Annotated in this window: 22 protein-coding genes; 9 read left to right on the top strand and 13 right to left on the bottom strand. The window is 66.1% G+C overall.

Features of this window, described 5'->3' with window-relative positions; genetic code table 11:
- Positions 1-87: 87 nt before the first annotated feature.
- A complete protein-coding gene (locus F1C58_RS06615) occupies positions 88-3,492 on the bottom strand; it encodes a pyruvate carboxylase (RefSeq protein WP_185203616.1) in 3,405 nt (1,134 codons plus the stop codon).
- Positions 3,493-3,614: 122 nt separating this feature from the next.
- Here F1C58_RS06615 and F1C58_RS06610 point away from each other — a divergent pair, with 122 nt between their 5' ends.
- A complete protein-coding gene (locus F1C58_RS06610) occupies positions 3,615-4,421 on the top strand; it encodes a ParA family protein (RefSeq protein ID WP_185203614.1) in 807 nt (268 codons plus the stop codon).
- A 277-nt stretch (positions 4,422-4,698) separates the two neighbouring features.
- On the opposite strand, the gene F1C58_RS06605 is transcribed toward F1C58_RS06610, so the two are convergent.
- From F1C58_RS06605 to F1C58_RS06590, 4 genes are all read right to left on the bottom strand, one after another.
- Entirely contained in the window at positions 4,699-5,247 is a 549-nt protein-coding gene (locus F1C58_RS06605; protein ID WP_185203613.1) for a MerR family transcriptional regulator, read from the bottom strand.
- 172 nt (positions 5,248-5,419) lie between these two features.
- Positions 5,420-6,121, bottom strand: coding sequence for a MerR family transcriptional regulator (locus tag F1C58_RS06600; RefSeq protein WP_185203611.1), 702 nt, complete (start codon positions 6,119-6,121; stop codon positions 5,420-5,422).
- Positions 6,121-6,597 carry an FHA domain-containing protein gene (locus F1C58_RS06595; protein WP_185203609.1) on the bottom strand — a complete coding sequence of 159 codons (477 nt, stop codon included), beginning with the start codon at positions 6,595-6,597 and terminating at the stop codon, positions 6,121-6,123. The genes F1C58_RS06600 and F1C58_RS06595 overlap by 1 nt, the downstream gene beginning before the upstream one ends.
- Positions 6,598-6,682: 85 nt before the next feature.
- A complete protein-coding gene (locus F1C58_RS06590) occupies positions 6,683-7,300 on the bottom strand; it encodes a CDP-alcohol phosphatidyltransferase family protein (protein WP_255461309.1) in 618 nt (205 codons plus the stop codon).
- Positions 7,301-7,344: 44 nt separating this feature from the next.
- Here F1C58_RS06590 and F1C58_RS06585 point away from each other — a divergent pair, with 44 nt between their 5' ends.
- From F1C58_RS06585 to F1C58_RS06570, 4 genes are all read left to right on the top strand, one after another.
- Positions 7,345-8,166 (top strand): DUF1295 domain-containing protein, encoded by an 822-nt coding sequence (locus tag F1C58_RS06585; protein WP_185203607.1) that lies wholly within the window; start codon positions 7,345-7,347, stop codon positions 8,164-8,166.
- A 116-nt stretch (positions 8,167-8,282) separates the two neighbouring features.
- On the top strand, positions 8,283-8,684 hold the full coding sequence (locus tag F1C58_RS06580; protein ID WP_255461308.1) for a hypothetical protein: 402 nt from the start codon (positions 8,283-8,285) through the stop codon (positions 8,682-8,684).
- Positions 8,685-8,715: 31 nt separating this feature from the next.
- A complete protein-coding gene (locus F1C58_RS06575; protein ID WP_185203604.1) occupies positions 8,716-9,099 on the top strand; it encodes an RNA-binding S4 domain-containing protein in 384 nt (127 codons plus the stop codon).
- A 102-nt stretch (positions 9,100-9,201) separates the two neighbouring features.
- Entirely contained in the window at positions 9,202-10,221 is a 1,020-nt protein-coding gene (locus tag F1C58_RS06570; RefSeq protein WP_185203602.1) for a glycosyl hydrolase family 18 protein, read from the top strand.
- Between the two features lie 45 nt (positions 10,222-10,266).
- Here the strand turns inward: F1C58_RS06570 and F1C58_RS06565 are convergent, their stop codons facing one another.
- Positions 10,267-11,481 (bottom strand): S1C family serine protease, encoded by a 1,215-nt coding sequence (locus F1C58_RS06565; protein ID WP_255461307.1) that lies wholly within the window; start codon positions 11,479-11,481, stop codon positions 10,267-10,269.
- Between the two features lie 170 nt (positions 11,482-11,651).
- On the opposite strand from F1C58_RS06565, the gene F1C58_RS06560 reads away from it, so the two are divergent.
- Together F1C58_RS06560 and F1C58_RS06555 are read left to right on the top strand one after the other, a co-directional pair.
- Positions 11,652-12,686, top strand: coding sequence for an LLM class flavin-dependent oxidoreductase (locus F1C58_RS06560; protein WP_185203600.1), 1,035 nt, complete (start codon positions 11,652-11,654; stop codon positions 12,684-12,686).
- A 50-nt stretch (positions 12,687-12,736) separates the two neighbouring features.
- Positions 12,737-12,976: a hypothetical protein gene (locus F1C58_RS06555; protein WP_185203599.1), complete on the top strand. Its 240-nt coding sequence runs from the start codon at positions 12,737-12,739 to the stop codon at positions 12,974-12,976.
- Between the two features lie 7 nt (positions 12,977-12,983).
- On the opposite strand, the gene F1C58_RS06550 is transcribed toward F1C58_RS06555, so the two are convergent.
- The 6 genes from F1C58_RS06550 to F1C58_RS06525 form a co-directional block, all read right to left on the bottom strand.
- Entirely contained in the window at positions 12,984-14,396 is a 1,413-nt protein-coding gene (locus F1C58_RS06550) for a glucose-6-phosphate dehydrogenase (NADP(+)) (protein ID WP_185203597.1), read from the bottom strand.
- Between the two features lie 410 nt (positions 14,397-14,806).
- Positions 14,807-15,292 carry a MarR family winged helix-turn-helix transcriptional regulator gene (locus F1C58_RS06545; RefSeq protein ID WP_185203595.1) on the bottom strand — a complete coding sequence of 162 codons (486 nt, stop codon included), beginning with the start codon at positions 15,290-15,292 and terminating at the stop codon, positions 14,807-14,809.
- A gap of 115 nt (positions 15,293-15,407) precedes the next feature.
- Entirely contained in the window at positions 15,408-16,460 is a 1,053-nt protein-coding gene (locus F1C58_RS06540; RefSeq protein WP_185203593.1) for a zinc-dependent alcohol dehydrogenase family protein, read from the bottom strand.
- Positions 16,461-16,654: 194 nt separating this feature from the next.
- The gene (locus F1C58_RS06535) at positions 16,655-17,380 is read right to left on the bottom strand and encodes a flavodoxin family protein (RefSeq protein ID WP_185203591.1); all 726 of its coding nucleotides are present in this window, start codon (positions 17,378-17,380) and stop codon (positions 16,655-16,657) included.
- Positions 17,381-17,445: 65 nt separating this feature from the next.
- Positions 17,446-18,147 (bottom strand): spermidine synthase, encoded by a 702-nt coding sequence (locus F1C58_RS06530; protein ID WP_185203589.1) that lies wholly within the window; start codon positions 18,145-18,147, stop codon positions 17,446-17,448.
- Between the two features lie 65 nt (positions 18,148-18,212).
- A complete protein-coding gene (locus F1C58_RS06525; RefSeq protein WP_185203587.1) occupies positions 18,213-18,980 on the bottom strand; it encodes a DUF4386 domain-containing protein in 768 nt (255 codons plus the stop codon).
- 74 nt (positions 18,981-19,054) lie between these two features.
- On the opposite strand from F1C58_RS06525, the gene F1C58_RS06520 reads away from it, so the two are divergent.
- Positions 19,055-19,723, top strand: coding sequence for a TetR/AcrR family transcriptional regulator (locus F1C58_RS06520; RefSeq protein ID WP_185203585.1), 669 nt, complete (start codon positions 19,055-19,057; stop codon positions 19,721-19,723).
- Between the two features lie 103 nt (positions 19,724-19,826).
- Complete coding sequence (gene adhP / locus F1C58_RS06515) at positions 19,827-20,837, top strand: alcohol dehydrogenase AdhP (RefSeq protein ID WP_185203583.1); 1,011 nt, start codon at positions 19,827-19,829, stop codon at positions 20,835-20,837.
- A gap of 21 nt (positions 20,838-20,858) precedes the next feature.
- On the opposite strand, the gene F1C58_RS06510 is transcribed toward adhP, so the two are convergent.
- Entirely contained in the window at positions 20,859-21,878 is a 1,020-nt protein-coding gene (locus tag F1C58_RS06510; RefSeq protein WP_185203581.1) for a serine protease, read from the bottom strand.
- Between the last annotated feature and the right edge of the window lie 74 nt (positions 21,879-21,952).

The following is a 21,952-nucleotide window of genomic DNA, read 5'->3' as shown; positions in this document are numbered from 1 at the left end:
AACCCCCTACTCTACCGCGAGGGCGGAATGACGCCGGTGGGTGCCGACTGTACGCGGGATTTGCCCCGTGTGATCTGGCTGATTGGATCAGGCTGGTTCGATCACCACGAGCAAGTCGCCGCCATCCACCTGCTGCGTGCGCGGGATGGCCAGTCGCCTCACGATGCCTGCGACCGAGGCGGTGATGGCCGCCTCCATCTTCATGGCTTCGATCGAGGCGACGTTCTGGCCGACCGCCACGGTGTCGCCCTCGGTGACCTGCAGGGTGACGACACCCGAGAACGGGGCGCCGACCTGTCCCGGCACCGTCGAATCCGCCTTTTCTGCGGCCTTGCTGTCGACGGTGATGCCACGGTCCCGGGCGAACACCGGCCGCATCTGGCCGTTGATCACGGTCATGACGGTGCGCATGCCCTTGTCGTCGGCCTCACCGATGGCCTCGAGCCCGATGTAGAGGCTCACGCCCTTCTCGATGTCGATGACGTGTTCCTGGCCCTGGCGCAGGCCGTAGAGGTAGTCGACGGTGTCGATCACGGAGAGGTCGCCGTACTGCTCCCGCATCGCTTCGAAGGTCTTGGTCGGGCCAGCGAACAGCAGACGGTTGAGGGTGGACCGGCGTGACTCCGCGTCGCCGTCGAGGCCGGCTCGGTCGTCCTCGGTGATGTCCTCCATGCCGATCTTCACCGTGCGCCCCGCGAGCACCTTGGAGCGGAACGGCTCCGGCCATCCGCCCGGCAGGTCACCCAGTTCCCCGGCCATGAAGCCGACCACCGAGTCCGGGATGTCGTAGCGGTCGGGGTTCTGCTCGAAATCGGCCGGATCGGCGTCTGCCGCCGCGAGGGCGAGAGCGAGGTCGCCGACGACCTTCGACGAGGGGGTCACCTTCGGCGGGCGTCCGAGCATCTTGTTTGCCGCGGCGTAGAGGTCTTCGATTTTCTCGAAGTGGTCGGAGAGGCCGAGTGCGATCGCCTGCTGGCGAAGGTTCGACAGCTGGCCGCCCGGGATCTCGTGATGGTACACGCGGCCGGTCGGTCCCGGCAGTCCGGATTCGAAGGGCTTGTACGCGTGGCGCACGGCCTCCCAATAGGGCTCGAGGTCGGAGACGGCCTGCAGCGAGATCCCGGTGTCCCGCTCCGTGTGGGCGAGGGCGGCGACAAGGGCGGATGCGGAGGGCTGGCTGGTCGTGCCGGCCATCGGCGCACTCGCGACATCCACCGCGTCCGCTCCCGCACGACTGGCGGCGAGGAGGGTCGCGAGCTGGCCGCCCGCCGTGTCGTGCGTGTGCACGTGCACCGGCAGGTCGAACCGCGCGCGCAGAGCCGTCACGAGCTTCTCCGCGGCGCTCGCGCGCAGGAGTCCCGCCATGTCCTTGATGGCGATGATGTGCGCCCCCGCGTCCACGATCTGCTCGGCGAGCTTCAGGTAGTAGTCGAGGGTGTAGAGGTCTTCCGTGGGGTCGAGCAGGTCGCCCGTGTAGCAGAGGGCGACTTCGGCGACGGCGGATCCCGTCTCCAGCACGGAGTCGATGGCCGGACGCATCTGGGACACGTCGTTGAGGGCGTCGAAGATGCGGAAGATGTCGACACCGGTCGCGGCGGCTTCCCGCACGAAGGCATCCGTCACCTCGGTCGGGTACGGCGTGTAGCCCACGGTGTTGCGCCCGCGCAGCAGCATCTGGATGGCGACGTTCGGCAGCGCATCGCGCAGTGCGGCGAGACGATCCCAGGGGTTCTCACCCAGGAAACGGAGAGCCACGTCGTAGGTCGCCCCGCCCCATGCCTCCACCGACAGGAGCTCGGGGGTCATGCGTGCGACGTAGGGCGCGACGGCAACGAGATCCTTGGTGCGAACCCGCGTCGCGAGCAGCGACTGGTGAGCGTCACGGAAGGTGGTCTCGGTCACCGCGAGAGCCGTCTGGGCTCGCAGGGCCGAAGCGAAACCGACAGGTCCGAGCTCGAGCAGCCGCTGGCGTGATCCGGCGGGCGCGGGCTCGCTGATGTCGAGCTCTGGCAGTTTGAGGGCCGGGTTGATGATTCCGGCACCATCGCCGTTCGGGCGATTGACCGTGACATCCGCGAGCCAGTTGAGGATCTTTGTGCCGCGGTCCTTCGACTGGTGGGTGTCGAAGAGTTCCGGGCGCTCCTCGATGAAGGAGGTGCTGAGATCGCCGGCCTGGAAAGACGGGTCGTCGAGCACGGCCTGGAGGAAGGGGATATTCGTGGAGACGCCTCGGATGCGGAACTCAGCAAGTCCCCGCTTCGCCCGCGCGACCGCCGCCGCGAAGTCCCGGCCCCGGCAGGTCATCTTCACGAGCATGGAGTCGAAGTGCGGGCTGATCTGGGTGCCGGGATCGATCGTGCCGCCGTCGAGACGGATGCCGCCACCTCCCGGCGACCGGTAGGTGGTGATCTTGCCGGTGTCGGGTCGGAATCCCGCGGCCGGGTCCTCGGTGGTGATGCGGCACTGCAGGGCGGCGCCGCGGAGGCGGAGGTCCTTCTGCTGAAGGCCGAGCTCAGCGAGGGTCTGACCGTAGGCGATGCGCATCTGGGACTGCACGAGGTCGACGTCGGTGACCTCTTCCGTCACGGTGTGCTCCACCTGGATGCGCGGGTTCATCTCGATGAAGACGTGCTGGCCCTTGCGCTCCCCCGCGGTGTCGAGGAGGAACTCGACGGTGCCCGCGTTGACGTAGCCGATGGACTTGGCGAAGGCGATCGCATCGCGGTACATGGCCTGCCGGGTCTCTTCGTCCAGGTTCGGCGCCGGTGCGATCTCGATCACCTTCTGGTGGCGACGCTGCACGGAGCAGTCTCGTTCGAAGAGGTGCACCGTCTCCCCCGTGGAGTCGGCCAGGATCTGCACCTCGATGTGGCGCGGTCGCACAACTGCCTGTTCGAGGAACATGGTGGGGTCGCCGAAGGCGCTGTCGGCCTCTCGCATGGCCTCGAGCAGGGCGGCGCGCAGGTCTTCCTTCTTCTCGACCCGACGCATCCCTCGTCCGCCACCGCCGGCGACAGCCTTGGCGAAGATGGGGAAGCCGATCGCGTCGGCACCAGCCAGCAATTCGTCGACGTTCTTGGAGGCCGGCGTGGAGGCGAGCACGGGCACGCCCGCGGCGATGGCGTGCTCCTTGGCGGTCACCTTGTTTCCGGCCATCTCGAGCACGCTCTGGCCCGGGCCGATGAAGGTGATACCGGCGGAGGCAGCTGCTTCGGCGAGCTCGGGGTTCTCCGAGAGGAATCCGTAGCCGGGGTAGATGGCGTCGGCGCCGCACTCCAGGGCGACCCGGATGATCTCCGACACATCCAGGTAGGCACGGACCGGATGACCCGGCTCGCCGATCTGGTAGGCCTCGTCCGCCTTGAGGCGATGCATCGAATTGCGGTCTTCGTAGGGGAAGACGGCGACGGTCTGGGCGCCGAGCTCATAGGCGGCGCGAAAGGCACGGATGGCAATTTCGCCACGATTGGCCACGAGGATCTTGGTGAACATCTGGTCCTTTCGAATCTCCGGCCAGTTTAGGGCCGAGCGATGCGGTCGATTCCCCGTCAAGGCACTGTGCGGGCGCCCAAGATTTAGGTTCTTTAAGACTAGTGAAGGTATCGTGGTCCCTCGTGCATGTACTCAGCGTCAGCTCTCTCAAGGGTGGAGTCGGAAAGACAACAGTGACGCTCGGGCTGGCTTCTGCAGCCTTCTCGAAAGGGTTGCGAACCCTCGTCGTGGACCTCGACCCCCAGTCGGATGTCTCGACCGGGATGGACATCAACGTCGCCGGTCACCTCAACGTCGCCGACGTACTCGGGTCGCCGAAGGAGAAGATCGTGCGCGCCGCGATCGCTCCGAGCGGCTGGACCAAGGGCCGCCCCGGCAAGATCGACGTGATGATCGGCAGCCCGGCCGCCATCAATTTCGACGGACCGCACCCGAGCATCAAAGACATCTGGAAGCTCGAAGAGGCCCTCTCGACGGTCGAAGCGGACTACGACCTCGTGCTCATCGACTGCGCTCCCTCGCTCAACGCGCTCACTCGCACCGCCTGGGCCGCCTCCGATCGCGTGACAGTCGTCACGGAGCCGGGGCTCTTCTCCGTCGCCGCGGCCGACCGTGCGCTGCGCGCCATCGAGGAGATCCGTCGCGGACTCTCACCCCGCCTCCAGCCGCTCGGCATCATCGTCAATCGCGCTCGCGTGCAGTCGCTGGAGCACCAGTTCCGCATCAAGGAACTCCGCGACATGTTCGGACCCCTGGTGCTCAGTCCGCAGCTGCCGGAGCGCACCTCGCTTCAGCAGGCGCAGGGCGCGGCGAAGCCGTTGCACGTCTGGCCGGGCGAGAGCGCCCAGGAGATGGCACACAACTTCGACCTGCTGCTCGACCGGGTGCTCCGCACCGCGAAGATCGGCGAATACGCGGTCAGCGTCTGACTTGAACGGTTGAGCCGGAGTATGCGCTGGGCCGTGCGCGTTCGAACGCGTCCTGTTGCGACCCTTGCTCCCCCGCAGGCCCGCTCCCCCACTTCCTGTCTTCCCCGCTGAGCCGCTGAGCCGCTGACCCGATTCCTGTAAGAAATGCAGGAATAACTGTGACGGATGTTGCGGGTGAGGCTCACCCGTCGCTTGCGTCGCAGTTATTCCTGCATTTCGCGCGGGACAGGAGCGTCTCGCAGGCGCGCAGGCGGGGTGCTCGGGACCGAGCGTGACTCTAAGAGGCGCGCGTCGCCCGGCGCGCGGCGAGCTCGTCCGCGACATCCGGGCGCTCGGAGTCGAGCTCGACGAGGCTGTTCTCCACTTCGCGAAGCACCTTGCCGACGGCGATGCCGAACACGCCCTGTCCGCGGCTGACGAGGTCGATGACCTCGTCGTTGGAGGTGCAGAGGTAGACGCTCGCCCCATCGCTCATGAGCGTGGTCTGAGCGAGGTCGCTGACGCCGGCCTCACGCAGCTGATTGACGGCGGTGCGGATCTGCTGAAGCGAGATTCCCGTGTCGAGAAGACGCTTGACGAGCTTGAGAACCAGGATGTCGCGAAAACCATAGAGTCGCTGCGAACCGGAACCAGCGGCACCACGCACTGTTGGCTCGACGAGCTCCGTGCGCGCCCAATAGTCCAGCTGGCGGTAGCTGATGCCGGCGGCACGAGCGGCGACCGCTCCGCGGTAACCGGCGGTGTCGTCGAGATCAGGCAGGCCGTCGGTGAAGAGCAGTCCAAGGTCGTAACGAGAATCCTCGTTTCGGGTACTGAGCTCGCTCATCTGACTGCCTTCCACCTGTTGTCGACCACCCTCAACTCTCAAGGAGTGGTTGATACTTCTGTCTCGACCCACGTTACCGAGAGGACCGCCCGGTTGGGCCGCTTTCTCGATCCGGGGTGTCGGCGTGTCGGCCAGATTGCACACTCGACGTCGAAGATCGGGAACTTTCAGCTTAGGGGTCGAGGCGCGAAAGCGCTGAGCGAATCAGGCTCGATCGCACGATCTCGAGCTGGCCGGCGATCTCGCGCGCGAGTTCGCCCGCCTTGGCCCGGCTCGACGCGTCTTTTCGGCGCGCGACCGGGATCAGGGCACTCTCGATCAGCCCGAGCTCACGCTCGGCGGCGGCACGGAACCCGCGGAGGTGACGCGGTTCGATCCCGGAGCGCTGAAGCTCCACGAGCGAGGTCAGCACGGCGAGGGCCTCCTCGCCATAATGATCCGCCGGAGCGACTAGGGACGATGAGACGGCGTCGTTCAGCAGCTGCGGTGTTGCCCCGGCTTCACGGATGAGCTCGTCCCGCGACATCCGTCGCTCAGCCGAGAGGATGGAGGGGGAGGCGAAGGTGGAGCCGCCCGGCAGCGTGGGCGGGCGGCCGGCATCCAGCTCGTCCAGGTAACCGCGGATGACCTTGAGGGGGAGGTAGTGGTCGCGCTGCATCGTGAGCACGAAGCGCAACCGGTCGAGGTCGCTCGGCGAGAACTTGCGGTAGCCGGATTCCGTGCGGGCGGGCGAGATCAGCTGGCGTTCCTCGAGAAAACGGAGTTTCGACGGCGTCAGATCCGGAAACTCGGCGGTCAGCCGCGCAAGCACCTGACCGATGCTGAGCAGCGGAGCGGCACCAGGCACACGGGCCTGGGCGGACGCGCGGGGCACTACTTGCTCGCCTGGTGCGCGAGATCCAATCGGGAGGCGTAGAAGGTGAGGCGGAACTTGCCCACCTGCACCTCCGCCCCGTCGCGAAGAAGAGCCGTATCGATGCGCACGCCGTCGAAGTAGGTGCCGTTAAGCGACCCGAGGTCTTTGATCTCGAAGGCCGTGCCGTGCCGGAGGAACTCGGTGTGGCGACGCGAGACGGTCACGTCGTCGAGCAGAATGTCGGCATCCGGATGCCGCCCCGCGGTCGTCACGTCGGCATCGAGAAGGAACCTGGCGCCGGTATTCGGTCCGCGCCGCACCACCAGCAGTGCAGATCCGGAGGGCAGAGCGGCGATCGCCGCCTTTTCCTCCGACGAGACTTCACCCTCGAGAGCGGCCAGTTGGGCCTCGAAGTCGGTGGTGAGGTGAAGCGTGGTGTCGGTGTCGCGAGGCTGGTCTCCTGTTGCGTCATCCTGGTTGCCCGGATCGACCATGTCGCACCTCCCATATTCGCCGAGCTCTCACGAGCGGCGCATCGTTACTGTCATCGCCGGGCCGTCTGTCGGGTGACGACCCTTGCTAGCGACCCAGCGTATCCGATTCGATGACTCCGCCGGGTCGCGGGATTCTTGTGACGCGCACGGTTTCGCGCAGATAAATGATGCCGGCCCACCAGTACAGGAAGGCTCCCCAGAGGGCGAAGGCCCAGCCGAACGGCACCGTGATCCACGCCAGCACAGGGAAAGCCTGCCCGATCATGAGGATCGGGAGCGCGTAGAACAGGCAGAACGTCGCCACCTTCCCCAGATGGTGCACCGGCAGCGGGCCGTAGCCGAAATTCGCCAGGGTGATCCCGAGAATGGCGAGCATCACGTCCCGTCCCACGATCACGATCACGAGCCACCAGGGGATGACTCCGCGAACGGCGAGTCCGATCAACGCGGTGAAGATGAACAGGCGATCGGCTGCGGGATCGAGCAACTGCCCGAGCCGGGTCACCTGGTTGAGCTTTCGGGCGATGACGCCGTCGAGGAAATCGGTGATGCTCGAAATGACCAGCACGAGAAGGGCGAAACCGTCTTCGCCCCGCACGATGAGCACGAGGAACACCGGGACCATCAGCAACCGGATGAAGCTGAGGATGTTGGGAATCGTGAGGATCCGGGAACTCACCTGGTAGCTCTGCTGGGGTTCCACGGGCCAAAGTCTATCGGGGGGCGGACGGCGTTATGATTCGCTGCATGGCACCTCTGGTTGTGCTCGCCGTGGTCTGTCTCGCCGCCTGCGCCTTCGCCTGGATCGCCTCCCTGATCACCGGTGACAACTCCTGGGTCGATCGACTGTGGTCGCTGCTACCGGTGGCCTATCTGTGGATCTTCGCCGGATTCGCAGGGCTGCGGGATGCGCGGCTGGATGTCATGGCCGTGCTGGTGACCCTCTGGGGGGCGCGATTGACCTTCAACTTCGCGCGCAAGGGCGGGTACTCGGGAGGAGAGGACTACCGCTGGCCGGCGCTCCGGGCACGCATGACGCCCCGGCAGTTCGCTTTCTTCAACCTCTTCTTCATCGTGATCTATCAGAACGTGCTGCTGGTGCTCATCACTCTCCCGGGCCTTGCCGCCCTCGATCACCGGGACGTTCCGCTCGGCGGGTTCGACATCCTGCTTGGCCTGCTCTTCCTCGCCTGTCTCCTCGGTGAAACGATCGCCGACCAGCAGCAGTGGGACTTCCACCGCTGGAAGAGAGCCGAGATCGCGGCCGGGCGTGAACCGCGTCCCCGCTTTCTGCAGACCGGGCTGTTCCGGCTGTCGCGGCATCCGAATTTCTTCTTCGAACAGGCTCAGTGGTGGCTGCTGTTCCTGTTCGGAGCCGTCGCGATGGGAACGCTGTGGCACTGGACTGTGGTCGGCGCCGCGCTCCTGAGCCTTCTGTTCATCGGATCGACTCGCTTCACGGAGAGCTTCACTGCGGCGAAGTACCCGGAATACGCCCGGTACCAGCAGACGACGTCGCCGAGCATCCCCTGGTTGCCCCGGCGGCCTCGGACCGGACTGGTCGCCTGAGAATTGCCGCGCAGTGGGTGCGGGATCGGGGTGTTTCGGCGTGTCCGACGGGGGCTGTCGGTATCGTGACCCTCATGTCTTGCATCCGTTTCAACACCCCAGCCCAGCGACAGGCCATGCGTGACCACGCTCCGGTGCTGCTCACCAGCGAGGAGGCCGCGACGCTGCATCCCGCTCCCCCGGTGACGGCGAGCAAGATCCGTCGACTGCGACTACTCGCCGCCGACGCGAACCCCAAGATCCGCGAGAGCGCCGCCAGCAGTTACCACACGCCGGAAGACCTCTTCGTCACGCTGGCGCAAGACGCGGACGAAGGGGTTCGGGCGTGTGTCGCTCGCAACGAGACCGCTCCCTGCGATGTGCTGCGTTCCCTCGCCGACGACCCGTCGGAGCGGGTGAGGGGGTTCCTCGCTGTGAACTTCTTCGTGCCCGCCGATGTGATGGAGCGCCTCGCGGATGACCCGAGCGAGACCGTGCGCGGCCTCGTCACCTGGAAGGGCGCCCTCGCCACTGCCTGATCGCGTTTTTTCGAGGTCGTAGAGTCGAAGAATGGATGCCCCGACCACCGCGCGCGTCGACAGTTGGATCTGGGCCGTTCGCCTGGCGAAGACCCGGTCGGCGGCTACGGCGGCCTGCCGCGCCGGTCACGTGCAGGTGAACGGCGAGCGTGCGAAGGCCGCACAGCCCGTGCGAGTCGGCGACGAGGTTCGGCTGCGCAACACCGAGCTCGAACGCACGGTGCAGGTCGCCAGACTGGTCTCGAAGCGCGTCGGCGCCTCCGTCGCCGTGGAGTGCCTTGTCGACCTCACCCCTCCGCCCCCACCGAAGGAAGAAGTCGCGGTCACGGTCCGGCGCGACCGGGGTGCGGGACGCCCGACCAAACGTGAACGACGAGACCTCGAAAAGCTTCGCGGACGAGCAACGGAAGACTGAGGCTGGTGTTCGCGGCGCGGCCGATTCGCTCGGCCTGTGGAGCGCGTCTACTGTGGATCGAGGCCGCAACGACCGAGTGAAGGCAGCGATAAGGAGGTGGGTGTGCGCAGCAGAATTGTGTTCTCACTAGCGCTGGCCACCTCGCTCCTTCTCGGCGGGTGCGCGGCGATTGCCGCTCCGCCGGATTCGACGCCGTCGCCCTCAGCCACGCTGCCGACCATGCCCACCGAACTGTATGTCGTGCCCGATCTCGCGAACGCCGCCTCGCTCGACCGGGACACCCACGCCATCACTACTATCGGCATCGATGGCGTCACCGTCTCCGCCGCCGGGAATGCGGTATCCAAACTCCCGGCCAATGCAGCCGGCCTGGTGGCAGCGGCACACTCTCGCGGTCTCACCGCGGACCTGCTTCTGAGCAACTACGACACGGTAACGTCCGACTTCTCCGCCAAGATCGCCTCCGCGCTCCTGTCCAGCGCCGAGAACCGCTCGGCGGTCATCACCCAGCTGGTCGCCCAGGTCACTGCTGCCGGATTCGACGGAGTGCAGCTCGACCTCGAGTCTCTCGGTGCCGATGACGCCGCCGGACTCGCCGCCTTCACCACGCAGCTTCACGATTCCCTCGGTGCACCCCGGTCGGTATCGATGGCGGTGATGGCCGAGAGCTCACCCTCGCGCTACCGGGATGCGGGGTACGACTTCGCGCAACTCACCCCTCAGCTCGCGCGAGTGGTGCTCATGGCCTACGACCAACACGGTCCGTCCTTCTCGAAGCCCGGCCCGGTCGGCGGCCTGCCGTGGGCGACTACGGCCCTCGATGCGCTCATTGCCGCGGGCGTGCCGACCGCACGAATCGATCTCGGCATCGCCGGCTACGGCTACTCCTGGCCGGGCAACGGATCGGACGGCAAGCAACTCAGCGACGACGACTCTCGCGCGCTCGCGGGCGACCTGGCCCGGTGGGACTCGACCCAGGCGGAATGGACCGCGACGCTCCCCGATGACACGGTCGTCTGGTGGTCGGACGCCCGGTCCCGCGACGCCAGGCACAGCCTCGCGCTGAGCCGAAACCTGCACGGGCTGGCCGTCTGGGAGCTGTCGCTCACGGATCCGCTCTAGGCGAGCCGCCCGGAACGACGAGCTAACGGGGCGGGCCCGCCGGGGTCAGTCGGCAGCGCCCTCGACGAGCGTCACCGTGGCGGAGTGGGCGGCTCCCGAGACATCCGTCCACCCGATCGTGACGGAGTCTCCGGGCGCATAGCTCCCGAGAACCGAACTGAGCTGGCTGCCGGCGGTGATCGCCCCGCCATTCACCGTCGTGATGGTGTCGCCAGCGACGAGTCCTGCGGAATCCGCAGGCGTGCCCACGACGACACCCGAAATCACGGCTCCAGCGACGGCAGAGGGCGCTTGGCCGATGCCGACGCCGAGGAACGCGGGAAGGCCGATGGTGATCTGGTCGGTCTCGACCCCGGACTCGATCTGGGTGGCGATGCGGAGCGCTGTGCCGATCGGGATCGCGTAGCCGGTGACCGCGGACGACCCGCTGGAGGCCGCGGTATCGATGCCGATGACCTCACCGTCGGAGTCGTAGAGTGGCCCACCGGAGTCTCCCGAAACGACATCCGCGTCGGTCTCGATCAGCCCGTCGAGGGTCTCCGGGTCGCTGCCCGACTCCCCCGCCGCCGTGATCGTCTGGTCGACGGCGGTCACCGTGCCCGCAGCGGCGGTAAGTGAACCGGTACCGCCCGCGTTGCCGACGGCGGTGACGGCGTCCGAGACCGCAACCGTAGAGGCGGTGTCGAGCGGGGCGATGGCTAATCCGGATGCACCCTGCAGCTGAAGCAGCGCGATGTCGCTGGTGGCATCGGTGCCCACCACATCCGCCGTGTAGGTCTTGCCCGTGCTGGCGACCGTCACGGAGATGCTGGTGGCACCGTCGATCACATGGTTGTTGGTGAGGATTTCGCCAGTGGCGCTGAGCACGATGCCCGTTCCCGCGGCCTCGGCGCCCTCGTACCCCAGAACGGTGTCGATCATCACGATGCCGAGCGACTGGCGAGCAGTCGCGGGCGTCGCGCTCGCGGTCTCGGAGGCGCGGGACATCGACCCCGATGCGCCGCGCTGGGGAAGGAGGGTCGCGTTCGTGCCGGTCGATGACGACGAGGAGCTGCCGGCCTGCAGCGACATCACCCGGGCGGTTGCGGCGATGCCGGTCGCGCCACACGCGATGACCAGTGCGCCGACGGATGCCGCGATCACCATCGAACGCGGTCGCCACCGACGGTGGGCGGGAGCGGCCTCGGCAGTCCACTGTGCGTCGGCTGGCGGCGCCGGAGTGGTCTCGGGGTGGGACGATGCGGATTCGTTCATGCTCATGGTGGCGGGAGTCCTTTCGACCGACTCGAGCGTCGGGCTGAACTCCAGCACAGTGCTCCGGGCTATGTGCGAGCTATGCGCGGGTTGGACGCCACCTCCGAGGGCGCTGAGCACTACCCCTGCCGTGTTCCCGCGGGAATACCGGGGGCGCGAAACACGCTTCATCTCTCATGAAACGAATCGGATTCCTCTCCTTCGGGCACTGGCAGGACGTGAGAGGTTCACTCACACCGACGGCGGAGGATGCCATCGTGCAGACCGTGGAGCTGGCGGTCGCCGCGGAGGAACTCGGGCTGGATGGCGCGTACATCCGCGTGCACCATTTCGCCCCACAGCTCGCTTCCCCGTTTCCTCTCCTCGCCGCGATGGCCGCACGAACTGACCACATCGAGGTCGGCACCGGGGTCATCGACATGCGCTACGAGAATCCGCTCTACATGGCCGAAGAGGCGGCGGTGACCGACCTGATCAGCAATCGGCGGCTGCAGCTCGGCATCAGCCGCGGTTCGCCCGAAACTGCGCTGAACGGATCGGAGGCCTTCGGCTACGTCCCCGGTGAGGGAAGGTCGGATGCCGACCTGGCGCGGGCGCACACCGAACTTTTCCGCGCCGCCATCGACGGCGCTGGGATCGTTCGCGCCAATCCTCGGATGAGCGGCCACTCCGGCGCACTGGCGATCCAGCCGCAGTCACCCGGGCTCAGCGAACGCATCTGGTGGGGCTCGGGAACCAGGAAGACCGCGGTGTGGGCCGCCGAACAGGGCATGAACCTCATGAGTTCCACCCTCCTCACCGAGGACACCGGCGTGCCGTTCGACGAGTTGCAGGCTGAGCAGATCGCCCTGTATCGGGCGGCCTGGGCCGAAGCCGGCTGGGACCGCAGCCCCCGGGTGTCCGTGAGCCGAAGCGTGCTTCCGATCGTGACGGATCGCGACCGCGCCTATTTCGGCGGCCGGTCATCGGATTCGACCGACCAGGTCGGGCAGCTCGACGGTGGAGCGGCCCGTTTCGGACGGAGCTACGTGGGAGAGCCGCAGAAGATCGCCGAAGAGCTCGCGAACGATGCCGCCGTGCGGGAGGCGGACACCCTGCTCCTCACCGTGCCGAACCAGTTGGGCGTGGAATACAACACCCGGCTCTTGGAGACTATTGCGAAGCACATCGCGCCGGCGATCGGATGGGCGCCGGCGACGGCTGCAGTGTGACCGCCTCCACGGCGGATACTCTGGAACCGACCCAACAGGAAGTGGAACGAATGACTGACGCCGGTGAACTGAGCGAACCCGTGCAGGACGGCAGCGGAGACGCCTCCCGCGAGCAGAAGATCGCGGGACTTGCGAGCCAGGTGGCAGCAGATGTCGCGCTCAAGCCGGTGGACCGTCGTGGGCAGGATGACATCGTCGGCGACCTGCGATTGCGTCTGACCGATGCGGGCATCGTCGTCACCGAAGACGAACTCCTCGCCCTCGCAGGCACCATCAGCTCAGGCGCGTAGCGCAACCCTACGAACCGAGCAGCCACCCATCCGGGTCGGCGAGTGCCTTCGCGGCATCCGGTCCCCACGATCCTCTGGCGTACGGCAGCACGGTCGGCGGGTCGTCGAGGATCGGCGCGACGACGTCCCAGGCATGCCCGAGTCCATCCGGGCGGGTGTACAGCGAACGATCGCCGAGCACCACGTCGTTGATGAGCTTGACGTAGGGCGGAAGCGGATCGGCATCGGCGACCTCTGCGAGGGGAAGGGCCGTCGTTCCCGTGGCGAGTTCGAACTCGGGGCCGGGTTCCTTGACGACCACGCGCAGATCGATCGCGCCCGATCCCTCGAGATTCACCGTGAGCACATTGCCCACCACGGGAGTGTCGTGGCTCAGGGGACCGTCGCCCGGCTTGCGGAAGATGATGCTCACCCGCTGGGCTCCCTCGGCCAGTTGCTTGCCGGTGCGAAGGAGGAATGGCACATCTCGCCACCGGTCAGTGTCGATCCAGAGCCGTGCGGCGACGTAGGTGTCCGTGGTCGAATCCGGCGCGACGCCCTCGGTGTCGGTGTAGCCCTCGAACTGCCCGAAGACTACCTCGTCGCGGGAGAGGGGGCGGAATGCCGCGATCACGGATTCGCGCGCCGCCTGAAGGTCGTCGGCCTTCATCGACAGCGGTGGTTCCATCGCGATCTCGGCCGCCACCTGGAACAGGTGGGTCACGATCATGTCGAGGAAGGCGCCGGTCTCGTCGTAGAATTCGGCGCGGTCATCGATGTCGAGAGTCTCCGGAATATCGATCTGCACGGCTCGGATGTGCTCCCGGTCCCACGAGCTGTCGAAGAGGCCGTTACCGAAACGCAAGGCGTGAAGGTTCTGTGTGCCCTCCTTGCCGAGGAAATGGTCGATGCGAAAGACCTGGTGCTCCTCGAGAACCCGGTGCACCGCGTCATCCAGCTCTCGGAAATTCTCGGGCGAGGTGCCGAAAGGCTTCTCGTAGACGACGCGGGACCCCGTGGCCAGGTCGTGCTCACCGAGTCCCTCGGTGACTTTGATGAACGCCGTGGGTGGGATGGCCAGGTAGTGAACGAACTGTGCGTCCTCCCCCAGCTCTGCCTTCGCCTCGGCGAGCACGTCGAGCAGGGATCCGGGATCGGACTTCTCGAAGCCGCCCCCGGCGAATCGCAGGTTCGCGCTGAACTCCTTCCACGGCCCGTCCGCGGGCTTCGGCCCGAATTCGGTCAGCACCTCGCTCACGTGTTGCCGAAAGTCCTCGTGCGACACGTCACCGCGCCCATTTCCCACCAGAAGCCACTTCTCGGGCAGCAGATCGTGCATGGCGAGTCGGAAGAAAGCGGGAAGCACCATGCGCTTCGCGAGGTCGCCGGTCGCGCCGAACAGCACGAAGACTGTCGGGCCCGCTTCAGAACTGTCTGCCATGGATATCTCCTTCAATTCCGCCGGCGAACGAATGCCGGTCACCGAGCACAGTGGACCGGGCTGCCTCTGATTACAAGGGGCGGTGCGCAAGGTCACAGGCGGCTCTATGCCCGTACCGATCGGGGTACAGGATCCGACAGACAGCCCTGTTGGTTTGCGGGGAAAGGGGCTATCATCGGCCCTAGCTCCCCCAGACCCTGGCGGCACGTTTCTCGCACTCTGCGCACGTGCGAGCGCCCCGGGTCACCGATTCGAACACCACTAGGTGAATGGCTTCGGCAGACCAGGGCAGAGGAGCTCGATCTTCGGGTGGTCGTGATCCTCAACGGGCGAGGCCGGTGCCGTTGGATCAGGTACGCCACCGGCCTCGGTTCCGCTCCCGTGGGTAGCGCTCTCCGACGTTCCGGCTGCTACTCCTCGCTCCAGTCGCGCAGACGCCCGCTTGGATCGAGCCTCGAGAGGATGCGACCCATGATGCGGTCGAGGTCGGCGATGTCCGCGGCATCCAGAACATCGATCACGCTGTCGCGCACCGTTGCAACATGACCGGGCGCGGTGTCGACCACCTTCCGCCAGCCGCTCGTCGTGAGAAAGGCGTTGGTAGCTCTGCGATCTTCTGCACAGGGCGTTCGCTCGACGAAGCCCCTCTTCTCCAGCCGGGTGATCACGTGCGAGAGTCGCGCGAGACTCGAGTTCGTCGCGGCGGAGAGGGCTGTCATCCGCAGGCTGCGATCGGATGCCTCGGAGAGCCGGGCGAGGGTGAAATACTCGAAATGAGTCAGTTCGGCGTCGCGCTGCAAGGGCGCATCCAGGGCTCCGGGCAGCAGTTCGACCACCGAGACGAGCCTGATCCAGGCGTGCAGTTCTTGGGGCGTCAGCCAGCGCGGGTCGGTCATTCCGCCATTCTACGGCGTTACTTTACGCGACAACTAAAGTGGAGGCGGTGCACGACGGCACCGCGCAGAACCGCCCGTCGCCCCGGTGACGGGCGGGTCTGCGGCTACAGGCGCATCAGTGGATCAAGACCTTCAGTGCGTCGTGCTCTGCCGCGTGGCCGAACACCTCATAGGCCTCGATGACCTGATCGAAGCCGAATTCATGGGTGACGAACTTGTCTGCCGGCAGCTTGTGTTCGGCGACGAGTTTCAGCAGCATCCCCAGGGTGTTGGTGTTGACCAGTCCCATCGAGATGTCGATGTTCTTGATCCACAGTTCGTTGAGCGCGAGCTCGACGGCCCTGCCGTGCACCCCGATGTTGGCGACATGGCCGCCGGGTCGCACGATGACAGTGGCCATGGTGAAGGTCTCCGGCACTCCCACCGCCTCGATCGCGACATCCACCCCGAGTCCGTCGGTGAGAGCGAGAACCTGCTCTTTCCAGTCCGGGTCGCCCGAGTTGACCGTGTCGGTGGCGCCGAAATCCTTCGCGCGAGCGAGCCGCGCGTTGTCGAGGTCGATGGCGATGATCTTCGACGGACCGTACAGGCGCGCGGTCATCACCGAGGAGAGCCCTACCGGGCCCGCTCCGATCACCGCCACCACGTCTCCGGGGGTGACCTTGCCGTACTGCACGCCGATCTCGAACCCCGTCGGCAGGATGTCGGAGAGCAGGATTCCCTCGGCATCCGTGACCCCCTCCGGCACCTTGTAGACCGAATTCTCGGCGAACGGAACGCGCACGTACTCGGCCTGGGTGCCATCGATCATGTAGCCGAAGATCCAGCCGATGCCGGCGATGCCCTCCGGATTCAGACAGTGGCTGTAGAGACCCTTGCGGCAGTTGGAACACTGGCCGCAGGAACTGACACAAGCGAGAATAACGCGGTCTCCCACGGCGAGCTGGCTCACACTGCCGCCCACCTCGGTGATCACTCCGATGCCCTCGTGACCGAGTATGCGACCCACGGCTACCTCCGGTACATCGCCCTTGAGGATGTGAAGGTCCGTGCCACAGATCGTGGTCGCCACCATTTTCACGATCACGTCGGTCGCAGCGAGGATCACCGGATTGGGCACATCCTCCCAACTCTTCTGGCCGGGACCTTTGTAGACGAGGGCTTTCATGGCTGACCTTCCTGTAGTTGACTTCCTTCCAGTCAACGCCAGCGATCGACCGGTGGCAGGGCCGAAAGTCCCGTGGACGCGGTCGATCACTCGGGATCTTGGCCGCACCTGCTCGATGCCAAATACCTGCTCGGTGCCAAATACCTGCTCGGTACCTGAATCGAGCGCGGCCGGTGTCGACTCCGCGCGGGCGACTAGCGGTACTCCGGGTTCGCATCGAACCCGAACCGCTCCCCCGCGTTCCACGCCTGGCGCAGGTTGCCGACCGCGGGGATCCCCCCGGCGTCCTTGAGTATCCGCGCGAGGTGCAGCAGGTTCCAGGTCATGAACGTGGTGTTCCGGTTGGTGAAGTCGTTCTGCGGTCCCCCGGATCCCTCGTCCAGGTAGCTGGGGCCGGGACCGACCTCCCCGATCCAGCCGGCATCCGCAGCGGGCGGGATCACGTAGCCGATGTGCTGCAGGCTGTAGAGGATGGACATCGCCGCGTGCTTCACGCCGTCTTCATTGCCCGTGATCAGGGCTCCCGCGGTCTTGCCGTAGAAGACGTACTGGCCGCGGTCATTGAACATTCCGCTCATGGCATAGAGCCGTTCGATGAACTTGCGGGTGATGGAGGCGTTGTCACCGAGCCAGAGCGGGCCTCCGATCACGAGGACGTCCGCGGCATCGACTAGCGGCCATACTTCATCGAGCCAGGCATCGCTCGCCCAGCCGTGCTCGCGCATGTCGGGGTAGATACCGGTGGCGATGTCGTGATCGATGAAGCGGATGCTGTCGACCTTGGCGCCCTGTGCGCGCATGAGGGCGATGCTGCGGTCCATCAGACCCTGCGTGTGACTGAGCTCGGGGCTCTTCTTCAGGGTGCAGTTGACGTACAGGGCCGTGAGGTCGCTGTAGTCCACGCCGTTTTCACTGGTCATGCCGTGATGCTACCGCCGTGCCGGCGCGGCCGACCTTACAAAATCGTGACGCTCGAACCGGGTGGTCAGCGTTGGGTCGCGACATACACGGTGTTGGAGGAGACGCCGGAGGTCAGCGGATTGTCGAAGTCGACGACGTGGGCGACGACGTCGCCGAAGACGGTCGACGCCCGCGCCAGGAACTCCTCGTCGGGCGGGTCGTCAGACCAGAGGGCGAAGATGCCGTCGGGCTTCAGGTGGCGCACCAGTGCGCGCATCCCGTCGACCGTGTACAGGTCGGCGTGGCTCGGGTCGAGCTGGTGGCGCGGCGAGTGGTCGACATCCAGGAGGATCGCGTCCCAGCGCACAGCTTCGGGCTCGCGTCGCATCAGGGCGAAGAAGTCGTCGAGCACGAGGCTGGTGCGCGGATCATCCGTCAGCGTGACGGAGACGGGGAGCAGGCCCCGCCGATGCCAGTCGATGACGGCGGGCAGGGTGTCGATCACGGTCACCCGATGCACCCGGCTGTCGGTGAGGGCGGCGACAGCGGTGTACCCGAGGCCGAGGCCGCCGACCAGCACGTCGAGATCACTCGGCGCCCCCACTGCCGCGAGACCGAGCGTCGCGAGCGCCTCCTCTGCCACCGTGAACAGGCTGGACATGAGGAACTCCTCCCCCAGCTTCACCTCGAAGACATCGACGCCGAGGGTGGGCTCGACTCGGCGGCGCAGCGTGAGGTCGCCCATCGGAGTCGGCTGGAAGTCCAGCTGCTCGAATCGCAGGCTCATGGGGATGTGTTCCTCTTTCGGCGGGAATCGTCCGCGTGGGGAGCCTACCCGCTCCTGAATACGCGTCACGCGTTGCTCGCCACCAGCGTCCCGCGCCGCCGGGAAACCGCGACCGGGCGCGCGATGAGGGTGACACCGAGCGCCGCCACCCACAGTCCCCAACCGGTGCTTCCCACCAGACCCGCGAAATCCAGGACCGGGAACGTGGGCAGGGCGGTGCTCATCACGTCTCCCTGATTGAGGAGGTACAACACGCTTGCCGCGATTCCGGCCACACCCAGCCAGCGCGGAAGCACCCGGCTTCGCAGGACTATCACGCTCACGGTCAGCGACCACACGATCGCGAGGAGCTGGCCGAGGTGCTCGCCGAGCAGCGCGCCCCCGAACTGGTGCTGGGCCAGCCAGGCGGCTTCGACCGCGGACCTTGTCGTCGCGTCTCCGGACATCCAACTCTGGGCGAGGCCGGGCACAACAAAGACCCAGCGCAGGAATCCGATGAGCGAGAAGGCCACGGATGCCGCGCCGATGGAAGTGGCGGCTCGAAGCACGGGGGCATTCGCACGCTCGAGAACGACTGGGAGCAGCAGGATCGGCACTGCAAGAATCGCGTAGGTCCAGGCGGTAGCAAACCAGGTCCAGATGAGCGTGTCTCCCCCGGCTGCGAATGCCGGCAACACGACATCCGCGCTCTCTCGCAGAACGTCCGGCCAGTCGAAGGTCGCGGACAGCACAGACGCAGAAATGCCGAACGCGATCGCACCGACTGCGAATAGCGTGCCGGTGGCGCGCCGAAGGCTGGATGAAGTTTCTCGGGCTGGGAGTGTCGAGCTCACAGTGTTCCTCCTCTGGGTTAGTGTACGGTGTACGTGATCGACAACGTACAATGTACGCGAAAGGCTGTCAAGCAATGCCAGAGAACCGTTCCAGTGCTCGACCCCGGCGTTCGCGCAGTTCGGTCAGCGCTGACGAGATACTCCTCGCCGCCGAAGAGGTGGCGCGAGGGGGTTTCGACGCTCTCACAATGCGTGCCGTCGCCCTGCGGATGGAAGCATCCCCAATGGCGCTGTATCGCTACTTCGCAACGAAGGACGAACTCATCGACGCCATGCTGGACCGCGTACTCGGGCGAGTGACGCTCAGGCCCGCGACGGACGACTGGCTCGCCGACCTGACAGCATTCGCTTTCGACCACCGGCAGGTGGTTGTGCAACATCCCTGGGCGATCGTGCCTCTCTTCACCCACTCCAACCCCGGCATCAACGGCTCGATCCTCGGGGAACATGCCCTGGGCATCCTCGCCCGCGGCGATGTGCACGGGGCTGCGGCGGTGGCCGGATTCAGCACGATCCTCGCGCTGAACTACGGATGGTTCGCCTTCAGCGCCGCCCGCGACGCGAGGCGCGCGCAGATCGATCCCGAAGCCACCCTCGCAGCCGACCTCGCACGCCTGCCGCCGGACCGATTCCCTCTGACGATATCGGTTGCTGAATACCTCAGCCAATACGGCAGCGAGGAGCAGTACGGGATGGCGTTGCAGCGGGTGGTGTCGGGGATCGGAGTCGCGGGCGACTCCTGAGCCGCTCACCCCGCGCGGATCCTCAGGACCTTTGGCCCGATCCCGGACCGGACCGTGGAGGAGGGTGAGATTACTCCCACCCATAACGATCAGAGGACACCCCATGAAGGCCGCCGTCGTCACCACATTCAGCGAAGCGCTCACGATCGAAGATCGTGAGATTCCCGAACCGGGTGTCGGACAGGTACTGGTACGTCTCGAGGCGTGCGGTCTCTGCCACACCGATATCCACGCCGCCCACGGCGATTGGCCGGTCAAGCCGACACTGCCCATCGTGCCCGGTCACGAGGGTGTTGGAATCGTTGAAAAGCTGGGCGATGGTGTCACCAGCCCTCAGCTCGGCGACCGAGTCGCCATCGCGTGGCTCGGATTCGCCTGCGGTGAGTGCCGTTATTGCATCGGCGGCCGGGAGACCCTCTGCGAGCAGCAACTCGACAGCGGCTATTCGATCGACGGCGGGTTCGCCGAGTACGCCGTGGTCTCCGCCCGCTTCGCGACGCGGGTGCCCGAGGGCATAACTCCGATGGATGCGGCTCCCCTGAGCTGCGCTGGAGTGACCACGTACAAGGCGCTCAAGGTGGCTTCGATCGTACCGACCGAGCGCGTGGCCATCTTCGGCATCGGTGGCCTCGGTCACCTTGCCGTGCAGTACGCCCGGATCATGGGCGGAAGCGTCGTTGCCGTCGACATCGAGAAGGAGAAACTCGATCTCGCCGTCTCGCTCGGCGCCGAATTCGTCGTGAACGCGGCAGAGGTCGACCCGGTCGAAGCCATCCAAGCGCTCGGAGGTGTGGATGTCGCGCTGGTGCTGGCCGCCTCCCCGCGGGTGTTCGAGCAGGCCTTCGCCTCGTTGCGCCGCGGCGGCCGGCTCATCTGCGTCGCGCTGCCCGCCGAAGGCACCATGAGCATCCCGATCTTCGAGACGGTACTCAAGGGCATCTCGATCATCGGCTCGATCGTGGGAACGCGGCAGGATCTCGCCGAGGTGTTCGCCCTCCACGCGGCCGGCCGCACGACGGTCATCGCCGAGAGCCGCCGCCTCGACCAGGTGAACGAGGCGATGGCGGAGGTGCTGTCGAGCAAGGTGCCCGCCCGTCTCGTGTTCGAGTTCTGAGGCGGGCGCGACCCCGCACCCTCAGCCCCAGCTGTCGCGTCCCCACTGGCACAGTCGCACTAAACCGTTGCCGCCGGCGAAGAGGCTGTTCTTCTCTTCGGCGAAGTTGTCTTCGCGACCGCTCAACGTTCCGATGATCTGGCGACCACCGTTCGTCCAGCGTGCCCACAACGGCCCGCCCGACTGGCCGCTGGCGATATCGGCTCTCGTTTCCAACTCGAGGGTGTCGTAACTGTCGCTGTCGTCGTCATGCACGGAGATTCCCAGTTCGTAGCACGGACGATTGCCAGAGGGGCTGAGGTCATAGGGGTACCCCGCGTGCGACCACACCCGAAGATCCTCCCAGTCGTCGTCATAGGCGCGATAGCCGAAATAGCCGAGCCACTTGCCGAAGGGCTGATCGAGTTGGCAGACGGCCATGTCATAGCCGTCCTGTCCCACGAACTGCTCCCACGCCGCGATGCCGGTCACGTTGGCCGTCCAGCTGGCGCCGAGCACCGACGATCCGTCGAACATGCCCGGAGTGAAGGTGACTGCCCCCAGTACCGGTCCCCCGGGCGACCAGGATTTCTTCACCACATGGGATGCGGTCAGAATCGTGGACGTGCCGATCAGGGCGGCCGATCCGCTCCCGCCGAGGCTGGTGTTCAGCTGACCGACACGCACGAGCGGCGCGCTGGTCGACCGGTACACCTGGCGACTCTCACCGTCGTAGATCTGGGTGAAGTTCGCCGGTTCGACCGGAGACCCATTGAATCGTCGCAGCATCGACGGTCGGGGGTGCCCCAGCGAGCGCGGTCCTCCCACGATCACTTCCGCGTTTTCCGGTGTCCATTCCTCAACGCTGTGGATTCGCACCTCCGTCAACAGCCGCGTCTCCAGCGCCACGGAGCCGGCCGCTTCGATCCGGTCCTCTGCCGGATCGCGCAAGCGATTCAGATCAAACCAGTTCGGCTCGCCGACCTGGTCGCCGAGCTTGAGTTCTTCATCGATTGTGAGCGGCAGTTCACCACGCACACCTTCAGCAACGTCGTACCTCATCGAACACCACTCTCCATCGCGACACGATGTCGCGTCGCTCTGTAGGAGTCCGCCTTGGTCGGTCAGATACATCT

Source organism: Glaciihabitans sp. INWT7 (genome assembly GCF_014217685.1).
Lineage (GTDB): Bacteria > Actinomycetota > Actinomycetes > Actinomycetales > Microbacteriaceae > Lacisediminihabitans.
This window is presented reverse-complemented; position numbering and strand designations above follow the sequence as displayed.